This window comes from Nocardioides sp. YIM 152315 (assembly GCF_029210375.1).
GTDB lineage: Bacteria > Actinomycetota > Actinomycetes > Propionibacteriales > Nocardioidaceae > Nocardioides.
On record NZ_JARGER010000042.1, the window covers coordinates 161,146 to 181,085 of the forward strand.

Genomic DNA, 19,940 nt, shown 5'->3' on the forward strand with positions numbered 1-19,940 from the left:
GGTGCCGAGTCGGCGGTACGCCCGACCGAGTCAGACGGGGACCAGCTCGACGGCGCCGACGGCGTACCGCGCCAGGATCGTCCGCGCCAGCTCCGGGTGAGCACCCAGCGGCTCGGACACCGCGACGGCGCCGGCCTCGAGCGCGAGCTCCGCGGCCCGGTCGGGCAGGAAGCCCGGCGCCAGGAACAGCGAGGCGACGGCGATGTGGCGACGGCCCTCCGAGCGGAAGGCGCGCACGGCCTCGCCGGTGGCGGGCGGCGTCGCGGAGGCGTAGGCCGCGGTCACGGGCAGCTTGTGCCGGGCCCCCCAGACCCGCGCGAGGCGGGCGACGGCCTGGTTGGCGAGCGGGTCGCTCGACCCGGCCGCGGCGAGCACCAGCGCGTCGAGCTCGCGCACCCGCGACGCCTTGAGGGCCTCGCGCATGCGGAGGTCGAGCACCTCGAGGAACTGCGCCTCCAGGCCGAGCACCGAGGTGGCCCGGATCTGCACGCCCTCGTGGCGCGCGGTCGCCGCGGCGATGGCGCCCGGGACGTCGACCTTGGCGTGGTAGGCCTCGGTGAGGAGGAGCGGCACGACGACGATCTCGTCGTGGCCCGCCTTCACGAGCCGGTCGACCACCGTCTGGAACGACGGCTTGGACAGCTCGAGGAACGCCGGCTCGACCTTGAGGTCGGGGCGCATGGCCTTGACCTCGCCGACGAGGGCCTTGATGGTGGCGGCGGACCGGGGATCACGGCTTCCGTGGGCCAGGGCCACCAGAGCAGGAGCAGTCATCACACTGCCTCCTTCGCTGTGCGTGTTGCTGATGCGGATGCGGGTCCGGCCACGCTGCCGGCCTGCGGGGTGCGGGTCCGTGTCGATCGGGTCATGAGTGGATCCCGCACTCGGTCTTGTTGGTGCCGGCCCAGCGGCCGCTGCGCGGGTCGTCGCCCGGGGCGACGCGGCGCGTGCACGGCCAGCAGCCGATCGACGGGTAGCCGTCGTAGACGAGCGGGTTCACGAGCACGCCGTTCTCGGCGATGTAGCGCTCCACCTGCTCGTCGCTCCACCGGGCGATCGGCGAGACCTTGACCTTCTGCTTCTTGGCGTCCCAGCCGATGACCGGCGCGATGATGCGGTTGTGCGTCTCCGCCCGGCGCAGGCCGGTCGCCCAGGCGTCGTAGCCGGCCAGCGCCTCGGCGAGCGGCCGCACCTTGCGCAGCGCGCAGCACCGGTCGGGGTCGGTCTTGTAGAGATCCTTGCCGTACGCCGCGTCCTGCTCGGCCACGGACTGCTCCGGCGTGATCGTGAGCAGGTTGACGGGCATGGTGGCCTCGACGGCGTCCCGGGTGCCGATGGTCTCGACGAAGTGGTAGCCGGTGTCGAGGAAGACCACGTCGATGCCCGGGGCGACCTTCGACGCGAGGTCGGCCAGCACGGCGTCGCCCATCGACGAGGTCACGCAGAAGCGCTCGCCGAACGTCGCGACCGCCCACTCGATGATGTGCTCCGCCGGCGCGAGCTCGAGCTCGGCGCCCCAGTGGGAGACGAGCTCGCGCAGCTCCTCGGGGGCACGCCCGTCGGTCTCGGTGGCGCGGTTGTTGCGGGCGGTGATCGTCGTGGCGGCGGTCATGAGGGGTCCCCGCGGAGGCCGGGGCGGAGGAGCCCGATGAACTTCAGGCTGAAGGCCCGCAGGCAGGCGCGGCACTCCCAGGCGCCGTGCGCCCCGTCGTGCGGGCGCAGGTCCTCCTCCCCGCAGTAGGGGCAGTGGAAGGGGACGGCGCGCTCGGTCATCCTGCGACCGCCTCCAGGGTCTTCTCGCCGCGCAGCAGCTCCTCGTCGGCCCGGACCACCCACCGGGCGAAGCTCTCCGTGGCGTCCGAGCGGTCGGCCAGGTAGTTGGTGACGATCGCGGTCACGTAGTCGTCGAGACCCGCACTGGTGACCTTGTGGGCGCGGAGCTTCTTGCCGAGCGTGTTGTGCAGCCCGATGCCGCCACCGAGGTGCACCTGGAAGCCCTCGACCTGGTGGCCGTCCTCGTCGAGCACGAGCTGGCCCTTGAGGCCGATGTCGGCGATCTGGGTGCGGGCGCAGGCGTTCGGGCAGCCGTTCACGTTGACGCTGATCGGCGTGTCGAGGGCGGGGAAGCGGCGCTCGAGCTCGTCGACGAGGTCGATGGCGCGCTGCTTGGTGTCGACGATCGCGAGCTTGCAGAACTCGATGCCCGTGCAGGCCATCGTCGACCGGCGCCACGTCGACGGCGTCGCCGAGAACCCGATCGCGTCCAGGTCGGCCACCAGCGCGTCGACCCGGTCCGGGGCGACGCCGAGCACCACGATCTTCTGGTACGCCGTGAGACGCGCACCGGCCGCGCCGTACCTCTCGACGAGCTCGCCGAGCGCGGTGAGGGCGGCGCCGTCGATCCGACCGACCGTCGGGGTGGCCCCGACGTAGAAGTTGCCGTCCTTCTGCTCGTGCACGCCGATGTGGTCGCCGTTGCGGGTGGCGTACTCCGGCGACGGGTTGCTGACCAGCGGCCTGCCGAGGTACTCGTTCTCGAGGACCTCGCGGAACTTCTCGACGCCCCAGTCGGCGACCAGGAACTTCAGGCGGGCCCGGGAGCGCAGCCGGCGGTAGCCGTAGTCGCGGAAGATGCCGACGACGCCCTCCCAGGCGTCGGCGACCTCGTCGAGCGGGATCCAGACCCCCATCCGCTGGGCCAGCATCGGGTTGGTGGAGAGCCCGCCGCCGACCCACAGGTCGAAGCCCGGGCCGTGCTCGGGGTGCACGACGCCCACGAACGAGACGTCGTTGATCTCCGGGGCGCCGTCGAGGCTGGGGTGACCGGAGACCGAGGTCTTGAACTTGCGCGGCAGGTTCGAGTAGTCGGGGTTGCCGATGTAGCGACGGCGGATCTCGGCGAGCGCCGAGGTGCCGTCGATCAGCTCGTCCTTGGCGACGCCGGCGACGGGGGAGCCGAGGAAGCCGCGGGGGCAGTCGCCGCAGGCCTCCAGCGTGTCCAGGCCGACGGCCTCGAGCCGGTCCCAGATCTCGGGCACGTCGACGATGTCGATCCAGTGGAACTGGATGTTCTGCCGGTCGGTGATGTCGGCGGTGCCGCGCGCGAACTCGGTCGAGATGCCGCCGAGCGTGCGCAGGGCGTCGGCGCCCAGCAGGTTGCCGTCGGAGCGGACCCGCATCATGAAGTAGCGGTCGTCGAGCTCCTCCTCGCCGAGCACCGCGGTCTTGCCGCCGTCGATGCCGGGTCGGCGCTGCGTGTAGAGGCCCATCCAGCGGAACCGGCCGCGCAGGTCGGCCGGGTCGATCGAGTCGAAGCCGCGCTTGGAGTAGATGTGGAGGATCCGGTCGCGGACGTTGAGCGGGTTGTCGTCCTTCTTGGACTGCTCGTTCTTGTTCAGCGGCTCGGTGTACCCGAGCGACCACTGGCCCTCGCCGCGCTTGGTGCGGGGGATCTCGGTGCGCTCGGGACGCTTGGCGGTGTAGCGGAGGTCCGACATGCGGGGGATTCCTTGACGGGAGGCGCAGGACTCTCGCTCCGGTGCGGGATCACGTCGTCGGGATCCTCGGCGGCCGGCGGGTCAGCTGCGCGGACTGGGCGGCTGGTCAGGCTCTGTCGTCAGGAGGGCCAACACATCATGCTGCGCGTGCGCCCGAAGTCCACGTGGCGTCGAACCACGAGGTAGGCGTGCGTCGCAGCGAAGCTCATGTCAAGGAGTCTCACGCTCCGGACTCCGGCCCCACAAGCCGGAATCTCGTGGTGTGAGATGACGATCCATGATGTGAGACGTTGGCGGCGATCTCCCGACGGGAGCCGACCGCGGCTGCGTTCCACGTCACACCGAACCACGCGATCGGCGCGGACATTCCTCCTCGATCCACGGCGGCGGACGACACTAGGCTGCGGTCATGAGCGACGACCGCACCTCCGCCCTCACCAGCAGCGCGTACCAGCAGGCCCTCGAGGTGATCGCCTCGGTCGAGCCGCGGATCGCCGAGGCCACGCGCCAGGAGCTCGTCGACCAGCGAGGTTCGCTCAAGCTGATCGCCAGCGAGAACTACGCCTCCCCGGCCGTGCTGCTCACCATGGGCACCTGGTTCAGCGACAAGTACGCCGAGGGCACGATCGGTCACCGCTTCTACGCCGGCTGCCAGAACGTCGACACCGTCGAGAGCGTCGCCGCCGAGCACGCGCGCGAGCTCTTCAGCGCGCCGTACGCCTATGTCCAGCCGCACTCCGGGATCGACGCCAACCTGGTGGCGTTCTGGTCGATCCTCGCCCACCGGGTCGAAACGCCGGCGCTGGAGAGGCTCGGGGCCAAGAACGTCAACGAGCTCACCGAGGAGGACTGGGAGGGCCTGCGCCACGAGCTCGGCAACCAGCGCCTGCTCGGCATGTCGCTCGACGCGGGCGGCCACCTCACCCACGGCTTCCGCCCGAACATCAGCGGCAAGATGTTCCACCAGCAGCAGTACGGCACCGACCCCGAGACCGGGCTGCTCGACTACGAGGCGGTCGCGGCGAAGGCGCGCGAGTTCAAGCCGCTCGTGATCGTGGCCGGCTACTCGGCCTACCCCCGGCGCGTGAACTTCGCGAAGATGCGCGAGATCGCCGACGAGGTCGGCGCGACCCTGATGGTCGACATGGCGCACTTCGCCGGGCTGGTCGCCGGCAAGGTCTTCACCGGCGACGAGGACCCGGTGCCGCACGCCCACGTCACCACCACGACGACGCACAAGTCGCTGCGGGGGCCGCGGGGCGGCATGGTGCTGGCGCAGGAGGAGTACGCCGCGGACGTCGACCGCGGCTGCCCGATGGTGCTCGGTGGCCCGCTGTCGCACGTGATGGCCGCGAAGGCCGTCGCCCTCGCCGAGGCGCGCCGGCTGGAGTTCCGCACCTACGCCCAGCAGATCGCCGACAACGCCCAGTCGCTTGCCGCCGGCTTCCTGTCGCGGGGTGCGAACCTGGTCACCGGCGGCACCGACAACCACCTCGTGCTGCTCGACGTCTCGTCGTTCGGCCTCACCGGCCGGCAGGCGGAGTCGGCGCTGCTCGATGCCGGCGTGGTCACCAATCGCAACTCGGTGCCGCGTGACCCGAACGGCGCCTGGTACACCTCCGGCATCCGGCTCGGCACCCCCGCGCTCACGACGCGCGGGTTCGGCCACGACGAGTTCGACGCCGTCGCGGAGCTGATCGTGCACGTCCTGCAGAACACCCAGCCGGGCACCACCAAGGACGGCAGGCCGTCGAGGGCGTCGTACACGCTCGGCGAGGGCGTGGCCGCCAAGGTCAAGGACGCCTCGGCCGAGATGCTCGACCGGCACCCGCTCTACCCCGGTCTCGACCTGGCCTGACGACGACCCGCCCGAAACTTTCGGGCGGGTCAGCGCCGCAGGTGGGCCACCAGGGCCTCCACCACGTCCGCGGTCCCGGCGGTGCCGCCGAGGTCGCGGGTGCGGGTGGTGGGATCGCGCAGGCTGCGGCGTACCCCGTCCATCAGGTGCGCGGCGGCCTCGGGATGGCCGAGGTGGTCGAGCATCATCACGGCCGACCAGACCGTGCCGATCGGGTTGGCGAGACCCTGCCCGGCGATGTCGGGCGCCGACCCGTGCACCGGCTCGAACATGGACGGGTGCTCCCGCGTCGGGTCGAGGTTCGCCGACGGGGCGATCCCGATGCTGCCCGCGACCGCGGCGGTGAGGTCGCTGAGGATGTCGCCGAAGAGGTTCGACGCGACGATCACGTCGAACCGCTCCGGCTCCAGCACCACCTTGGCGGCGAGCGCGTCGATCAGCTCCAGGTCCCACCGCACGTCGGGATGCTCGGCGGCTCGCTCGCGCACGACCTCGTCCCAGAAGGGCATCGTGTGCACGATGCCGTTGCTCTTCGTCGCCGAGGTCAGGTAGCCGCTGCGGCTGCGAGCCAGCCCGAAGGCGTGGTCGACGATGCGGGTGACCCCGGGCCGGGTGAAGACGGCCTCCTGCACGGCCATCTCGTCGGGGAAGCCGCGGTTGAGCCGGCCGCCGATCTCGGAGTACTCGCCCTCGACGTTCTCCCGCACCACGACGAGGTCGAGGTCGCCGGGCCGGAGGCGACGCAGGGGACTCTCCATGCCCTCGAAGAGCGCGATCGGGCGCTCGTTGACGTACTGCCGGAAGTGTCGGCGGATCGGGATCAGCAGCCCCCACAGCGACACGTGGTCGGGGACGCCGGGCCAGCCGACCGCGCCGAGCAGGATCGCGTCGTGCTCGGCGAGCCGGTCGAGGCCGTCGTCCGGCATCATCGTGCCGGTCTCGGCGTAGGTGCGGCACGACCAGTCGTGCTCGACGTACGCCAGGTCGAGGGCGTGCACGCCGGCGACCGCGTCGAGCACGGTGCGGGTCGCGGCCACCACCTCGGGACCGATGCCGTCTCCGGGGATCACCCCGATCTGGTGCGCCACGGTCAGACCAGCCCGATGGCGGCGGCCATCACCGGCACGAAGATCACGATGAGGATCGCGCCGATGACGTCGAAGGAGGCGCCGGTGCGGATCATCGTCGTGATCGGCACCGTGCCGGAGCCGTAGACGACGGCGTTCTGCGGGGTCGAGACCGGGAGCATGAACCCGAACGACGCCGCGAACGTGGCCGCCAGCGCCGGCACGAGCGGGTTGACGTCGGCCGCCATCGCGATCGGGATGACGATCGGCACGACCACCGCCGCGGACGCGGTGTTGCTGGTGGTCTCGGAGACCAGGATCGCCAGGATGACCGCGAAGACGGTGATCCACAGGACGCTCGAGAGGCCGAGGGCGTCGGAGGCGCCGTTGCCGAGGGTCTCGGCGAGACCGGTGTCGGCCAGCAGGCTGCCGAAGATGATGCCGGTGCCGAAGAGCACGACGGTGCCCCAGTCGATCTTCGCGGCGTCGCTCCACCGGAGGGTGAACTCGCGCTCCTCCCACTTCGTGGGGAGCACGAAGAGCAGCGAGGCGCCGAGCACCGCGACCACGCCCTCGTCGAGCCGGCCGCTGACGGTCTCGTAGGCGCTGGACTCCGTGCCGGCGGCCAGCGCGACGATGCCCGGCACGATCCAGAGCGTCACCGTGATGCCGAAGGCGATCAGCGTGTTGCGCTCGGCGATCGACATCCGGCCGAGCTTGGCCTTCTCCTCCCGGACGTAGTCGTCGACGCCCTCGAGGTGGCGGGTCTCCGGGCGGTTGAGGAGCAGGATGACGACGGCGAGCGCGACGAACATCAGCGCGCAGATGGGCAGCGCCATCAGCACCCAGTCGAGGAAGGCGATCCGCTCGCCGGTGGCCTCCTCGATCAGGCCGCGCCCGATCAGGTTGGGCGGGGAGCCGACCGGGGTGAGCAGCCCGCCGACGCTGGCGCCGTAGGCCAGCATCAGCATCAGCGCGGCCCCCACCCGCAGCCGGAGCGGATCGAAGTCCTCGGCGACCTCGCCGCGCGACTGCAGGAGCTTGGCGATCACCGTCAGGATGCCGATCGCCGTCGGCAGCAGCATCGCGACGGTCGCGGTGTTGGAGACGAACGCCGACAGGGCGCTGGTGATCAGCCCGAAGGCGATGACGACCCGGATCGTGGAGTTGCCGATCCCGGGCAGGTTGAGCACGAACATCGCGAAGCGTTGCGCCACACCGTGCTTGAGCATCGCCTGCGCGAGGATGAACGCGCCGATGAAGGTGAACACGGTCGAGGAGCCGAACGGCACCAGCGCCTCGTCGGCGGTGACCACGCCGAGCAGCACGATGGCGACGATGCCGATGAAGCCGCCGATCGGGATCGGCACCGCCTCGGTGATCCAGAGGACGATCACGCCGAGCAGCACCGCGGCCAGCTTGTGCTGCTGGTCCTCGAGGTCGAGGGGGAGCAGCAGGAAGACGATCGTCACGAGAGGGGCGAGCGCCAGCCCCACGGTGCGCCGCGCCTTCTCGAAGCGCTCCTCGCGCTCGGAGAGCTGCTGCTCGCCGAGGCTCCGGTAGGTGGCGTTGTCGAGGAACGCCCGGTCGACGTCGGTGCGACGCCCCCCGCCCTCGGTGTTGCGCTGCGTGGTCGACATCGGGCACCTCCGCCTGTGTGGTCTAGACCACACAGGGCCGTACCCGGCTGCGGTGCGGCGAAACCCTCGACCGCGTGGGCGGCGGATCAGACCACCGGTGTCGCGCGCTCCACGATCGCCCGCAGGTCGCCGCCGTCGAGGGTGCCGAAGACGCCGTCGTACGCCGTGCCGAGGCGCGAGGCGCAGAAGGAGTCGGCGACCTCGGCGGGGGAGTGCCGCACCAGCAGTGAGCCCTGCAGGCACAGGGCCATCCGCATGGCCAGCCGGCGCGCGTTGACCTCCAGCGACGCGGGCTCGCCCATCAGCGACCCGATGAGCGCGAGCGTGTCCTCGACCGCGCGGTCGAGGTGGGCGTCGCCACCCCGGGCCCGGCCGACCTCGGTGATCCAGGCGTCGAGCACCTCCGGCTCGCGGCCCAGCGCGCGGAGCACGTCGAGGGCGTTGACGTTGCCCGACCCCTCCCACACGGAGTTGAGCGGCGCCTCGCGGTAGAGCAGCGGCAGGCCCGACTCCTCGACGTACCCGTTGCCGCCGAGGCACTCCAGGGCCTCCGCCACGAGCGCGGGCGTGCGCTTGCAGACCCAGAACTTCGACAGCGGGAGCGCGATTCGGCGCAGCGCCGCCTCGTAGGGGTCGGCGATGCCGTCGACGGCGGCCGCGAGCCGGATCGCCAGGGCCGTCGCGGCCTCGGCCTCGATCGCCAGGTCGGCAAGCACGTTCCGCATCAGCGGCTTGTCGATCAGCGGCGAGCCGAACGCCGAGCGGTGCGCGGCGTGCCACGTGGCCTCGTTGACCGCGCGCCGCATCAGCGACGCCGAGCCGAGCACGCAGTCGAGCCGGGTCGCGGCGACCATCTCGATGATCGTGCGCACCCCGCGGCCCTCGTCGCCGAGGCGCCGCGCGACGGTGCCGTCGAGCTCGAGCTCCGACGACGCGTTCGACCGGTTGCCGAGCTTGTCCTTGAGGCGCACGACGTCGAGCCGGTTGCGGGTGCCGTCGGGGAGCACCCGCGGCACCACGAAGCACGTCACGCCGCCAGGAGCCTGGGCGAGCACGAGGAAGACGTCATTCATCGGCGCCGAGGTGAACCACTTGTGGCCGTGCAGGGTGTACTCGCCCTCCACGGAGGTACGCCGCGCCTCGGTGACGTTGGCGCGGACGTCGGAGCCGCCCTGCTTCTCGGTCATGCCCATCCCGGCGAGCGCGCCGAGCTTCTGCGAGGCGACCCGGAGGCCGGGGTCGTAGCGCAGCGACGCCAGCAGGGGCGTCCACTCCTTGGCGATCGCGTCGCCGCGGAGAGCCGGCACGGCGGCGTACGTCATCGAGATCGGGCACCCGTGGCCCGGCTCGGTGTGCGACCACGCCATGAAGCCGGCCGCGCGCCGCACGTGTGCGTGCGGGGAGTCCGACTCCCACGGCGCCGCGGCCAGGCCCTGCGACACCGCGCGGTCCATCAGCCAGTGCCACGAGGGGTGGAACTGCACCTCGTCGATCCGGTGCCCATAGCGGTCGTAGGGCGTCAACCGCGGGTGAAACTCGTTGGCGAGCATGCCGTGCTCGCGGGCCTCGGCCGTGCCGGCCAGCGCCCCGATGGGAGCCACGTCGTCGACGACCTCGGCGGTGGCGTGGCGGGTGATCGCCTCCACCAGCGCGGCGTCGCCCGTGACGATGTTGTGACCAACGAGCGGGGGCGCCTGGTTCGTGGCTACCCGGATGTCGGAACCCATGTGTCTACGGTAGGTCCATGCCCCCGGCGGAGCGCGCGCAGTCCCAGCAGCACGCGCCCTCGCGGACCCTCCAGGCGACCGTGGTCGAGTGGCTGCGGCGTACCCGTGCGGTGCTGTGGCGGCTTGTCGTCGCGACGGTGGGCTCGTGCCTGCGCTACCGGGTCACCGGGCTGGCGGCCGAGGCCGCCTTCTTCGCCGTGCTGTCGGTGCCGCCGCTGATCTTCGCGATGGCCGGTGCGATCGGATTCGTCACCGACCAGTTCAGCCCGGCCCAGGTCGCCGACGTGCGCACCGCGGTCATCGACCTCTCCGAGCAGGCGCTCACCGAGGGCGCGGTGCACAAGATCATCGAGCCCACGATCAACGACGTCCTCGAGGGCGGGCGCTTCGACGTGATCTCGCTCGGCTTCGTGCTCGCCCTGTGGTCGGGCTCGCGCGCGCTGCACGTCTTCGTCGACACCATCACGATCATGCACGGGCTCGGCGGGCAGCGGGGGATCGTCCGCGCCCGGGCACTCTCGTTCGTCCTCTACGTGGTGGCGATGGTGCTGGCCGTCTTCATGGTGCCGCTGGTGGTCGCCGGTCCCGACCTGGTCGAGCACTGGCTGCCGGAGCGCCTCGACCTCCTCGTGGCCTTCTACTGGCCGGTCGTCATCCTGATCAGCATCTGCTTCCTGGCGACGCTCTACCACGTCTCCGTGCCGGCGCGGACCAACTGGAGCTTCAACCTGCCGGGCGCGACGTTCACGCTCTTCTGCTGGATCGTCGGGTCCTACCTGCTGCGCTGGTTCCTGACCGTCACCGCGGCCGACTCGCGCTCGATCTACGGCCCGCTCGCCGCACCGATCGCCGTGCTGCTCTGGCTCTATCTGGTCTCGATCGCGGTGCTGATCGGGGCCGCCGTGAACGCGGCGTTCGACACGGTCTTCCCACAGTCCTCGACGATGCTGGCGCGGTCCGAGCTCGTGCAACGGCTGCGTCGCATCGGCTCGCGACCCGAGACGGACTAGATTCACGCGCGTGGCCGACGACTCCAACGACATCACCCAGGGCCGCACCCGGGGGAAGGTCTCCCTCCCCGACCCGGCGCGCTCGCCCTGGTGGGAGATGAGCCGCCGGCTGCTGCTGGCGGTCGGGATCCTCGTCGGCACCGTGCTGCTGGTCTACCTCGACCGCGCCGCCTACCGCGACGGCAACGACCCGGCCCACGACTACGCCGTCGACCTGGTCGACTCGATCTACTACACGACGGTCACGCTGAGCACGACCGGGTACGGCGACATCGCGCCGGTCGAGCCGCACGCCCGGTTGATCAACGCGTTCGTCATCACCCCGCTCCGCATCGCTTTCCTGGTGCTGCTGATCGGGACCACCCTGGAGGTGCTCGCCTCGCAGGGCCGCGAGCTGTTCCGCATCGCCCGCTGGAGGAAGCACATGGGATCCCACGTGGTCGTCATCGGCTACGGCACCAAGGGCCGGGCCGCCGTCGGCACCCTCGTCAACAACGGCCTCGACCGGGAGTCGATCGTCGTGGTCGACCCGGGCGCCGCTGCCCTCCAGGAGGCGCACGCCGACGGGCTCGCGGTCGTCACGGGCGACGCCACGCGTCGCGACGTGCTCCGCCGGGCCGGCGTCGGCGAGGCCGAGCAGGTGATCATCACGACCAACCGGGACGACTCCAACGTCCTCGCCACGCTCACCGTGCGTCAGCTGAACCGCGACGTGTGGATCGTCGTCGCGGCCCGCGAGCAGGAGAACGTGCCACTCATGCGCCAGTCCGGCGCCAACTCCGTCATCACCTCCTCCGATGCCGTGGGCCGGCTGCTGGGCCTCTCGTCGCTGTCGCCGATGCTCGGCCAGGTGATGGAGGACCTGCTGACCTACGGCGAGGGTCTCGAGGTCGCCGAGCGCGACCTGATCGTCTCCGAGGTCGGCAAGCAGCCCCAGCAGCTGCCCGACCAGGTCATCGCGGTCGTGCGCGACGAGCGCGTCTACCGCTACTTCGACCCCGTCGTCACCCAGCTCGCCCGCGGCGACCGACTGATCGTCGTACGCCCCGCGCGGGAGCTGCCGTGGGCGCCCCGCCCCGGCACCCACGACGAGGACTTCGCCACAGACGACGCCTGAATCGCGAGAACCGCACCACGCGGCGCGCGCCGCCCACTAGCCTGCGGGACGTGGGTGGGGGCCTGGGTGCCGGCGCGCTGCCGGACGTCCGGATGGGGCCGCGTGCGTATGTCGGCCTCGCCGGTGCTGTGTGCTTCGCGGTCGTCGTCGCCGCGTCGGCCCTGGTGACCCACCGCGACGACTTCGTCGGCTTCGGCTTCGGCGACCTGTGGCCCGCGGGCGGTCTGCCGATCGTGTGGCTGATGCTCCGCGGTGCGCGGGTGCCGTCGATCGACACCGTGCTGCTGGGCGCCGCGGCCCTCGCCGCCAACCTGATCGCCGGCGCCGACACCGACCTGGCGGCGGTCTTCGCGGTCGCGAACACCGTCCAGTGCTGGGTGGCCGTCCTCCTCCTGCGTCGGTGGTGTGGCGAGCTGTGGGGCTTCGGCGGGGAGCGCGCGATCTCCCGACCGCGCGACGTCGCCCGCCTGGGCGCGGCGCTCTGCCTCGCCACGGCGGTCGGTACGACGCTGGGCAGTGCCGCGGCGGCGTACCTGCCCGGCGCGGACGTCGCCCTCGAGCCCGTCGCGAGCGGACTGTGGTTCGGGCGCAACCTCGCGAGCGCCCTGATGGTGGTCGCCCTCGCCGTGCTGCTCGGCCATCGCCTGGCGAGCGCGCCGCCGCGTCCGTCCCTGCGCGGTGCGGACGCCCGGCCGGCCGAGCTGGTGGTCGCGATCCTCTTCACGATCGCGACGTACGGGCTGGCGTTCCGGTTCGACGAGCTCCCGCTCGCGTTCCCGCTGCTCGCGGCGACCGTCTGGTTCGGCGCGCGCTTCTCGACCCTGCTGAGCGCCGCACACTCCTTCGTCGTCGGCATCGCGACCGCACTGCTGACCCTGGGCGGCCTCGGCCCGTTCGCCGACGTCGCCGACACCGATCTCGGGTTCATGATCGCCCAGTTCTACGTCGCCACCATCGCCGTGACCGGGCTCGCGATCGCGACCGGCCGCGACGAGCGACAGGCGCTCGCCGACGACCTGCGCCAGGCCCAGGAGGACGCCGTCTACGAGGCGAGCATGCGCGCCGCCGTCATCGGATCGATGGTCGAGGGCGTGCTGGTGGTCGACGAGGCCGGCGAGCTCCTCGTCCGCAACGCCGCCGCGGGCCGGATCCTGGGACTCGGCGACGAGCTCGGCAGCGACGTGCAGTTCTCGCTGAGCAGCTGGACGCTCGACGGCGTGCAGCTGACCGACGACGAGCGCGCGACGACCCGCGCCCTGCGCGGCGAGACCGTCGAGGGCGAGCTGGTCGTCGTCCGCGTCGCCGACGTGGGCGAGCGGGTGCTCACGATCTCCGCCGTGCCGCTGCCCCGCGACGAGGCCCACCACCGGGCACGTGCCCTGCTGCTGCTCCGCGACACGACGACCGAGCACACCCACCGTGAGGAGCTCGCGGCCTTCGCCGGCGTGGTCGCCCACGACCTGCGCAACCCGCTGGCCGCGATCGACGGGTGGACGGAGATGATCGCCGACGAGCTCGACACCGGTCGGCTCGACACCGACCTGGCGCGCGAGTTCGTCTCCCGGGTGCGGTCGTCGTCGCGGCGGATGCGGGAGCTGATCCGCGACCTGCTCGCCCACGCGACCAGCGGGTCGCGCGCCCTCGCCGTCTCGCGCGTCGACGTCACCGCGATCGTGCACGAGGTCGCCTCCGCCCGCCACGTCGGCGGCCTCGTGAGCGCCGAGCCCGTGCCCGCCGTGCACGCCGACCCCGTCCTCGTCCGCCAGGTGCTCGACAACCTGATCGGCAACGCCGTCAAGTACGTCGCGCCGGGGGAGGAGCCCGAGATCGCCGTGCGCGGCAGGCGCGTCGACGCCCGCCTGGTCGCGGTCGAGGTCGTCGACCACGGCATCGGCGTACCTGCGGCGGACCGCGAGCGGATCTTCGACGAGTTCCACCGCGCGCACCACCGCGAGTACGAGGGCAGCGGCCTGGGCCTCTCGATCGTCCGCCGCATCGTGACCCGCCACGGCGGCACCATCGCGGCGCTGCCCAACCCCGCGGGCCAGGGCTCGGTCTTCCGCTTCACCCTCCCGGCGTACGACGCCTGAGCGGTGGGACCGGTCAGGCGGCTTCCTGCGAGAGGCCCGGGAGCGGGTGGTCGCGCGTGTCGCAGCCGTGCTCGCACGCACCGTGCGTCGGCATCCAGACCGCCGCCTCGTAGGGCTGCGCCGGGTCCGCGAGACCCTCGTAGGTCACGACCATCGAGCGCCGCCCGCAGGCGGGGCACCGGGTGACCTCGCAGCTGAGGAACTGGGCGTCCATGACCTTCGCATACCCGCCCGCTCCGCCGCTGACACCCCCGGGAGACGGAAAGAGGCCCTCGAGAGGGCCTCCACCGGTGGTGGGCGATACTGGGTTTGAACCAGTGACCTCTTCCGTGTCAAGGAAGCGCGCTACCGCTGCGCCAATCGCCCGGGTCTTGAGTTTGTCGGAGGGACTGCGTGGAGGTGGGTACGGGATTTGAACCCGTGTACACGGATTTGCAGTCCGTTGCCTCGCCTCTCGGCCAACCCACCATGGAGGCCAAACCAGGGAGAGACCTCTCCGAGCGGACGACGAGGCTCGAACTCGCGACCTCAACCTTGGCAAGGTTGCGCTCTACCAACTGAGCTACGTCCGCCTGCGCGTCCGGCCGGTCTCCCGGTCGGCGTGCGTGAGAACAGTAGCCGATGCCCCAGACCATGCAAAATCCAGGTCTGGACGGCGCGTTGCCCGTCATTTGGCGGGTCCTAGGGTGGCGGCATGCGTGCGTGGATGAACGGTGAGCTGCTGCCCGATGCGACCGCCCCGGCCCTCCTCGTCACCGACCACGGGCTGACCGTGGGCGACGGTGTGTTCGAGGCCGTCAAGGTGGTCGACGGGCTGCCCTTCGCGCTCGACCTCCACCTCGCGCGGCTCCAGCGGTCCGTCGACGGGCTCGGGCTCGCGGGCGTCGACCTCGACGACGTCCGCCGGGGGGTGTCGGCCGTGCTCGAGGGAGCCGATTTGCCGCTGGGACGGCTCCGCATCACGGTGACCGGCGGTCCGGCGCCGATGGGGTCGGGCCGCGGCGACGCCTCACCGACGGTGATCGTGGTCGCCGACGTCCTGAAGCGGTGGCCGGAGACGACGGCGGTGGTGACGGTCCCGTGGCCACGCAACGAGCGCGGGGCGCTCGCGGGGCTCAAGACGACGTCGTACGCCGAGAACGTGATCGCGCTCGCCGCGGCCCAGCGGCAGGGCGCCACCGAGGCGATCTTCGCCAACCTCGCGGGGCACCTGTGCGAGGGCACCGGGTCCAACGTCTTCTACGTCGTCGACGGTGAGCTGCGCACGCCGACCCTGGCGAGCGGCTGCCTCGCCGGCGTGACCCGGGGGCTCGTGCTCGAGTGGTGCGGCGGTCGCGAGGTCGACGAGCCGATCGAGGTCGTCGACGCGGCGAGCGAGGTGTTCCTGGTGTCCACCACCCGCGACGTGCAGGCGGTCGCGCGGTGGAACGGCCGCGAGCTGCCGGCGCCGGGTCCGGTCACTGCCGACGTCGCGGCGCTGTGGCGCCGCCGCGAGCCGGAGCTGTTGGGACCGTCTACTGGGTCTGCGAGCCGGTGAGGGACTCGACCAGCAGGTCGAGGTCGATCCGCTCCTCACCCCGTGGCACGACCGTGAGGGTGCGGGTGAGGAACGACCCCAGGTCTCGGGTGGAGAGCTGGGTGACGAGCCTGCCGTGCGGCGAGCTGAACTCCAGCACCACGGCCGCGCGGCCGTACTCGTCGATGCTCGGCCACGCGAGCACGTCGCCCTCGCCGGCGGGGTCGGTCATCCCGCTGAGCAGCAGGTCACGGCCGATCAGCCAGCGCACCGTCCCCGACGGCCTGCCGAACGTGAACTCGACCGCCCAGGGATCCGTCGGGTCGTAGGCGAGCAGGGCGGGCAGGTCGATGCTGCGGCCCCGCGCGTCGAGGCACTGGAGGGTGACGTCCTGGGAGAGACGACGCGGCATCGACTGCTGGTTCACGCCTAGGAGACGGGGCTCCGACGCAGGCGTGACGCGGAGAACGACGGGAATCCGGCCCGAATGTGGAGGACCCCTCGACGTAGGCTAGAGTCGGCGACCGCACGGGCGATTGGCGCAGTGGTAGCGCGCTTCGTTCACACCGAAGAGGTCACTGGTTCGAACCCAGTATCGCCCACCGATGCGCTCCACTCTGATCGACATCTGATCGGCGCCGGCTCGGCAACGCAAGCGAGGATGGGCCCATGACCTCGGACGTTCACGGCATCGTCACGCGGCCCGCGGCCAAGCGCTTCAGCCTGTCGGTCAGCGACCCGGGGCGCTTCGTCTACGTGCGCACCGCCAAGGTCGCGACCCGGTCGATCTCGGCGGCCTTCGACAGCCGACCCGACCTCGAGGTCGTCATGCACCGCGGCCGGCTGCGGCGCTGGCCGGAGGGCCCGCAGCGCCAGTACACGGCGTTCGGCTTCGTCCGGAACCCGTTCGCCAGGCTGGTCTCCTGCTGGCAGGACAAGGTGGTGGGCGAGGGGAGAGGCACGTCGCGGCCGACCGGCGTCGAGGGCGGGACGTTCGAGGAGTTCGTGACCGCGCTCGAGACGACCGACCTGCTCGTGACCAACCGGCACGTGAAGCCGCAGACCGCCACGCTGCCGCTGGACCGGCTCGCCTTCCTCGGGCGCATGGAGCGCCTCCAGGACGACTGGGAGCGGGTCTGCGGCCTGCTCGGCGTGGGCGACATCCCCCTGCCGCGGCAGAACGTCTCGGCGACGCCTCCCGAGCCGGTGCGGATCGGCCCGGGTCTCGGCGAGCGGATCGTGCGGCTCTACGCGCTCGACTTCCAGGTGTTCGGCTACGACACCGCGGTCCCCGAGAAGCTGCGCTGACGAACCCCCGCGGCCGGGAAACCGCCGCGCGAGGCCACGCCGCCGGTCGATACGATCGTCGGGACGCCCCGAGCGACGGGGCACACCGCGAAGGAGAAGCCGTGCCCGACCTCAAGATCGTCCTCGTCCACGCCGACGCGCGTGAGGACCGGACGGTCACGACGGGCACGAAGGCGTGGGAGCCGTTCGCCGAGGACCCCACCATCATCGCGGCGCGGGTCAACGGCCAGCTCAGGGACCTCTCCCACGAGCTCGCCGACGGCGACGCGGTCGAGGGCGTCGCCATCGACAGCGCGGACGGCCACGACATCCTGCGACACTCCACCGCGCACGTGATGGCGCAGGCCGTGCAGGAGCTCTTCCCCGAGGCGAAGCTCGGCATCGGCCCGCCGGTCGAGAACGGCTTCTACTACGACTTCGACGTCGAGACCCCGTTCGTCCCCGAGGACCTCGAGAAGATCGAGTCCCGGATGCGCAAGATCATCAAGGAGGGCCAGCGCTTCTCCCGTCGCGTCACCACCGACCACGACGCGATCGCCGAGCTCAAGGAGGAGCCCTACAAGCTCGAGCTGATCGGCCTGAAGGGCTCCGGCGCCTCGACCGGCTCGACCGCCGAGGCGGTCGAGGGCGCGAGCGTCGAGGTCGGCGCCGGCGAGCTGACCATCTACGACAACGTCCGACGCAACGGCGACGTGGCGTGGAGCGACCTGTGCCGCGGCCCGCACCTGCCGACGACCAAGCGGATCCCGGCGTTCAAGCTGATGCGCTCCGCCGCGGCGTACTGGCGCGGGGACGAGAAGAACAAGCAGCTGCAGCGCATCTACGGCACCGCGTGGGAGTCGAAGGAGGCGCTCGAGGCCCACCTGCACCGGATCGAGGAGGCCGAGCGCCGCGACCACCGCAAGCTCGGCCGCGACCTCGACCTCTTCAGCTTCCCCGACATGATCGGCCCGGGCCTCCCGGTCTTCCACCCGAAGGGTGGGGTGGTCAAGCGGGTGATGGAGGACTACGTCCGCGCGCGCCACATCGAGTCCGGCTTCCAGTACGTCGGGACGCCGCACATCGCCAAGGAGGAGCTCTTCTACACCTCCGGCCACCTGCCGTACTTCGCGGAGGGCATGTTCCCGCCGCTCGAGGCCGAGGGCCACGCCTACCGGCTCAAGGCGATGAACTGCCCCATGCACAACCTGATCTTCCGCTCGCGCGGCCGGTCCTACCGTGAGCTGCCGCTGCGGCTCTTCGAGTTCGGCACCGTCTACCGCGACGAGAAGTCGGGCGTGCTCCAGGGTCTCACCCGGGTCCGGATGATCACCCAGGACGACTCCCACTCCTATGTCACCCGCGAGCAGGCGCCCGGCGAGATCAAGCACCTGCTCGACTTCGTGCTCGGCCTGCTCAAGGACTTCGGGCTCGACGACTTCTACCTGGAGCTGTCGACGCGCGACGACGCGAAGGACAAGTTCATCGGCACCGACGAGCAGTGGGCCGAGGCGACGGCCGTCCTCGAGCAGGTCGCCACGGAGTCCGGCCTCGAGCTCGTGCCCGACCCGGGCGGAGCGGCCTACTACGGCCCGAAGATCTCGGTCCAGACCCGCGACGCGATCGGCCGGACCTGGCAGATGTCGACGATCCAGTACGACTTCAACCAGCCGCACCGGTTCGGGCTCGAGTACCAGGCCGCCGACGGCACCCGGCAGGAGCCGGTGATGATCCACTCGGCGAAGTTCGGTTCGATCGAAAGGTTCATCGGCGTGCTCGTCGAGCACTACGCCGGGGCGTTCCCCCCGTGGCTGGCGCCCGTGCAGGTGCAGGCGATCCCCGTGGCCGACGCGTTCGCCGACTACCTGCACGACGTGGCGGGACGGCTGCGCGCCCGCGGGCTGCGCGTCGAGGTCGACGACTCCGACGACCGGATGCAGAAGAAGATCCGCAACGCGCAGCTGCAGAAGGTGCCGTTCATGATGATCGCCGGCGGTGACGACGTCGCTGCGGGCGCCGTGTCGTTCCGCTACCGCGACGGTCGCCAGGACAACGGCGTACCCCTCGACGAGGCGATCCAGCGGGTGGTCGACGCGGTGGCCTCGCGCGAGCAGGTCTGATCGTGAAGCGGCCCGGCCCGGCCCTCGTGGCCGCGGCCGCGCTGCTGTCGGCGTGCTCGTCGGGCGGCTCCGACGGCGAGCCGACCGCGGAGCCCCTGGCCTCCGAGTCGGTGCCGTCCGTGCCGGTGCCGTCGACGGCGCGACCGACCGCGGTCGTGACGCCGACCGCCGACGCCGAGGCCGCACGCCTCCAGGCGCTCGCCCAGCTGGCCGAGGAGGAGGCCGCCGCGCTGCCGAGCGTCTCGCCGTCAGGGTCGGCTGCGGCGCCGACCCGGGGCGAGCCGGTCCTCGGTGCCGACATCGGCTGGCCGCAGTGCCCGAAGGGGATGGGCATCCCGGAACGGCCGACCCTGGGCCTGCCGATGCCGCTCCCCGAGGCGGAGTACGTCGTCGTCGGCCTCACCAACGGCCCGGGCTTCACCGCCAATCCGTGCCTGGCCGACCAGGTGGCCTGGATCCGGGAGCGACACCTCCTGGCGGCGGCGTACGCCGTCGTCAGCCAACCCGACGAGGCGGCGCTGGCCGAGCACGGCGTCCACGGGCCCTTCGACGCCGCCACGCCGCTCGGGGCGCTCGCGAACACCGGCTACCAGCAGGCGCTCGCCAACGTCGCGACCATGCGGGCCGCGGGCCTCGCGTCGCCGATCGTCTGGGTCGACGTCGAGCACGTGCCCGACTTCGAGTGGAGCGGCGACCCGGAGGCCAACGGGGCGGTCGTGCAGGGCGCGACGCGGGGCTACGCCGACGCCGGCTACGACGTCGGCGTCTACTCCACCCCGATCCTGTGGCGCGAGGTGGTCGGCGACCTCGCCCTCGGCCTGCCGGAGTGGCGGGCCGCCGGCCAGACCTCCCGTGAGGAGGCGCTGTCGCGCTGCGGCGAGGACTGGCAGATCCAGGGCGGCGACGCGACCCTGGGGCAATGGGTCGAGGATGGTCGCGACCACGACGTCACCTGCGCCGGCGTCACCGACCTGAGCGGGCTCTTCCAGCAGTACTGACGGCCACCCCTAG

17 protein-coding genes and 4 tRNA genes are annotated in these 19,940 nt (G+C 71.7%); 9 read left to right on the top strand and 12 right to left on the bottom strand.

Annotated elements, in window-relative coordinates:
- Positions 1 to 30 precede the first annotated feature (30 nt).
- From PZ894_RS18415 to PZ894_RS18430, 4 genes are all read right to left on the bottom strand, one after another.
- Entirely contained in the window at positions 31 to 774 is a 744-nt protein-coding gene (locus PZ894_RS18415; RefSeq protein ID WP_275747042.1) for a sirohydrochlorin chelatase, read from the bottom strand.
- Between the two features lie 91 nt (positions 775 to 865).
- On the bottom strand, positions 866 to 1,612 hold the full coding sequence (locus tag PZ894_RS18420; RefSeq protein ID WP_275747044.1) for a phosphoadenylyl-sulfate reductase: 747 nt from the start codon (positions 1,610 to 1,612) through the stop codon (positions 866 to 868).
- A complete protein-coding gene (locus PZ894_RS18425; protein WP_275747045.1) occupies positions 1,609 to 1,773 on the bottom strand; it encodes a hypothetical protein in 165 nt (54 codons plus the stop codon). Before PZ894_RS18425 ends, PZ894_RS18420 begins: the two co-directional genes overlap by 4 nt.
- Entirely contained in the window at positions 1,770 to 3,497 is a 1,728-nt protein-coding gene (locus tag PZ894_RS18430; protein ID WP_275747046.1) for a nitrite/sulfite reductase, read from the bottom strand. The genes PZ894_RS18425 and PZ894_RS18430 overlap by 4 nt, the downstream gene beginning before the upstream one ends.
- Before the next feature lie 409 nt (positions 3,498 to 3,906).
- Here PZ894_RS18430 and PZ894_RS18435 point away from each other — a divergent pair, with 409 nt between their 5' ends.
- Entirely contained in the window at positions 3,907 to 5,355 is a 1,449-nt protein-coding gene (locus tag PZ894_RS18435; protein ID WP_275747047.1) for a glycine hydroxymethyltransferase, read from the top strand.
- Between the two features lie 29 nt (positions 5,356 to 5,384).
- Here PZ894_RS18435 and PZ894_RS18440 read toward each other — a convergent pair whose 3' ends face one another.
- From PZ894_RS18440 to PZ894_RS18450, 3 genes are all read right to left on the bottom strand, one after another.
- Positions 5,385 to 6,443: a tartrate dehydrogenase gene (locus PZ894_RS18440; RefSeq protein ID WP_275747049.1), complete on the bottom strand. Its 1,059-nt coding sequence runs from the start codon at positions 6,441 to 6,443 to the stop codon at positions 5,385 to 5,387.
- A gap of 2 nt (positions 6,444 to 6,445) precedes the next feature.
- Positions 6,446 to 8,062 (bottom strand): DASS family sodium-coupled anion symporter, encoded by a 1,617-nt coding sequence (locus PZ894_RS18445; protein ID WP_275747051.1) that lies wholly within the window; start codon positions 8,060 to 8,062, stop codon positions 6,446 to 6,448.
- Positions 8,063 to 8,148: 86 nt separating this feature from the next.
- Positions 8,149 to 9,789 carry an acyl-CoA dehydrogenase family protein gene (locus tag PZ894_RS18450; RefSeq protein ID WP_275747053.1) on the bottom strand — a complete coding sequence of 547 codons (1,641 nt, stop codon included), beginning with the start codon at positions 9,787 to 9,789 and terminating at the stop codon, positions 8,149 to 8,151.
- A gap of 17 nt (positions 9,790 to 9,806) precedes the next feature.
- On the opposite strand from PZ894_RS18450, the gene PZ894_RS18455 reads away from it, so the two are divergent.
- The 3 genes from PZ894_RS18455 to PZ894_RS18465 are packed head-to-tail and all read left to right on the top strand — an operon-like array spanning position 9,807 to position 14,006.
- On the top strand, positions 9,807 to 10,799 hold the full coding sequence (locus PZ894_RS18455) for a YihY/virulence factor BrkB family protein (protein ID WP_275747055.1): 993 nt from the start codon (positions 9,807 to 9,809) through the stop codon (positions 10,797 to 10,799).
- A 10-nt stretch (positions 10,800 to 10,809) separates the two neighbouring features.
- Positions 10,810 to 11,916 (top strand): potassium channel protein, encoded by a 1,107-nt coding sequence (locus PZ894_RS18460; protein WP_275747057.1) that lies wholly within the window; start codon positions 10,810 to 10,812, stop codon positions 11,914 to 11,916.
- 50 nt (positions 11,917 to 11,966) lie between these two features.
- The gene (locus tag PZ894_RS18465) at positions 11,967 to 14,006 is read left to right on the top strand and encodes an ATP-binding protein (RefSeq protein ID WP_275747058.1); all 2,040 of its coding nucleotides are present in this window, start codon (positions 11,967 to 11,969) and stop codon (positions 14,004 to 14,006) included.
- A gap of 13 nt (positions 14,007 to 14,019) precedes the next feature.
- Here the strand turns inward: PZ894_RS18465 and PZ894_RS18470 are convergent, their stop codons facing one another.
- The 4 genes from PZ894_RS18470 to PZ894_RS18485 all read right to left on the bottom strand — a co-directional run bounded on the left by PZ894_RS18470 (position 14,020) and on the right by PZ894_RS18485 (position 14,578).
- A complete protein-coding gene (locus PZ894_RS18470; RefSeq protein ID WP_275747060.1) occupies positions 14,020 to 14,220 on the bottom strand; it encodes a hypothetical protein in 201 nt (66 codons plus the stop codon).
- A gap of 77 nt (positions 14,221 to 14,297) precedes the next feature.
- Positions 14,298 to 14,372: transfer RNA gene (locus tag PZ894_RS18475), tRNA-Val, on the bottom strand.
- Positions 14,373 to 14,400: 28 nt separating this feature from the next.
- Positions 14,401 to 14,474, bottom strand: a tRNA-Cys gene (locus PZ894_RS18480).
- 31 nt (positions 14,475 to 14,505) lie between these two features.
- Positions 14,506 to 14,578: transfer RNA gene (locus PZ894_RS18485), tRNA-Gly, on the bottom strand.
- A 122-nt stretch (positions 14,579 to 14,700) separates the two neighbouring features.
- Here PZ894_RS18485 and PZ894_RS18490 point away from each other — a divergent pair.
- Positions 14,701 to 15,543 carry an aminotransferase class IV gene (locus PZ894_RS18490; RefSeq protein ID WP_275747061.1) on the top strand — a complete coding sequence of 281 codons (843 nt, stop codon included), beginning with the start codon at positions 14,701 to 14,703 and terminating at the stop codon, positions 15,541 to 15,543.
- Here the strand turns inward: PZ894_RS18490 and PZ894_RS18495 are convergent.
- Positions 15,521 to 15,949 carry an SsgA family sporulation/cell division regulator gene (locus tag PZ894_RS18495; RefSeq protein WP_275747062.1) on the bottom strand — a complete coding sequence of 143 codons (429 nt, stop codon included), beginning with the start codon at positions 15,947 to 15,949 and terminating at the stop codon, positions 15,521 to 15,523. The two genes, PZ894_RS18490 and PZ894_RS18495, sit on opposite strands and share 23 nt — an antisense overlap.
- Positions 15,950 to 16,052: 103 nt before the next feature.
- Here PZ894_RS18495 and PZ894_RS18500 point away from each other — a divergent pair.
- The 4 genes from PZ894_RS18500 (at position 16,053) to PZ894_RS18515 (ending at position 19,927) form a co-directional block, all read left to right on the top strand.
- Positions 16,053 to 16,124: transfer RNA gene (locus PZ894_RS18500), tRNA-Val, on the top strand.
- A gap of 67 nt (positions 16,125 to 16,191) precedes the next feature.
- Positions 16,192 to 16,830, top strand: a complete 639-nt coding sequence (locus tag PZ894_RS18505) for a sulfotransferase family 2 domain-containing protein (RefSeq protein WP_275747063.1) — start codon at positions 16,192 to 16,194, stop codon at positions 16,828 to 16,830.
- Positions 16,831 to 16,931: 101 nt separating this feature from the next.
- Positions 16,932 to 18,929 carry a threonine--tRNA ligase gene (gene thrS, locus PZ894_RS18510; protein WP_275747064.1) on the top strand — a complete coding sequence of 666 codons (1,998 nt, stop codon included), beginning with the start codon at positions 16,932 to 16,934 and terminating at the stop codon, positions 18,927 to 18,929.
- 2 nt (positions 18,930 to 18,931) lie between these two features.
- On the top strand, positions 18,932 to 19,927 hold the full coding sequence (locus PZ894_RS18515) for a hypothetical protein (RefSeq protein ID WP_275747065.1): 996 nt from the start codon (positions 18,932 to 18,934) through the stop codon (positions 19,925 to 19,927).
- The last annotated feature ends 13 nt before the right edge of the window (positions 19,928 to 19,940 follow it).

Bases quoted from the DNA above. Each gene is read 5' to 3' on its own strand.
- PZ894_RS18415 (WP_275747042.1), bottom strand. From the start codon at position 774: ATGACTGCTCCTGCTCTGGTGGCCCTGGCCCACGGAAGCCGTGATCCC.
- PZ894_RS18470 (WP_275747060.1), bottom strand. From the start codon at position 14,220: ATGGACGCCCAGTTCCTCAGCTGCGAGGTCACCCGGTGCCCCGCCTGC.
- PZ894_RS18435 (WP_275747047.1), top strand. From the start codon at position 3,907: ATGAGCGACGACCGCACCTCCGCCCTCACCAGCAGCGCGTACCAGCAG.
- PZ894_RS18420 (WP_275747044.1), bottom strand. From the start codon at position 1,612: ATGACCGCCGCCACGACGATCACCGCCCGCAACAACCGCGCCACCGAG.
- PZ894_RS18490 (WP_275747061.1), top strand. From the start codon at position 14,701: ATGCGTGCGTGGATGAACGGTGAGCTGCTGCCCGATGCGACCGCCCCG.
- PZ894_RS18425 (WP_275747045.1), bottom strand. From the start codon at position 1,773: ATGACCGAGCGCGCCGTCCCCTTCCACTGCCCCTACTGCGGGGAGGAG.
- PZ894_RS18445 (WP_275747051.1), bottom strand. From the start codon at position 8,062: ATGTCGACCACGCAGCGCAACACCGAGGGCGGGGGGCGTCGCACCGAC.
- PZ894_RS18430 (WP_275747046.1), bottom strand. From the start codon at position 3,497: ATGTCGGACCTCCGCTACACCGCCAAGCGTCCCGAGCGCACCGAGATC.
- PZ894_RS18505 (WP_275747063.1), top strand. From the start codon at position 16,192: ATGACCTCGGACGTTCACGGCATCGTCACGCGGCCCGCGGCCAAGCGC.
- PZ894_RS18450 (WP_275747053.1), bottom strand. From the start codon at position 9,789: ATGGGTTCCGACATCCGGGTAGCCACGAACCAGGCGCCCCCGCTCGTT.
- PZ894_RS18455 (WP_275747055.1), top strand. From the start codon at position 9,807: ATGCCCCCGGCGGAGCGCGCGCAGTCCCAGCAGCACGCGCCCTCGCGG.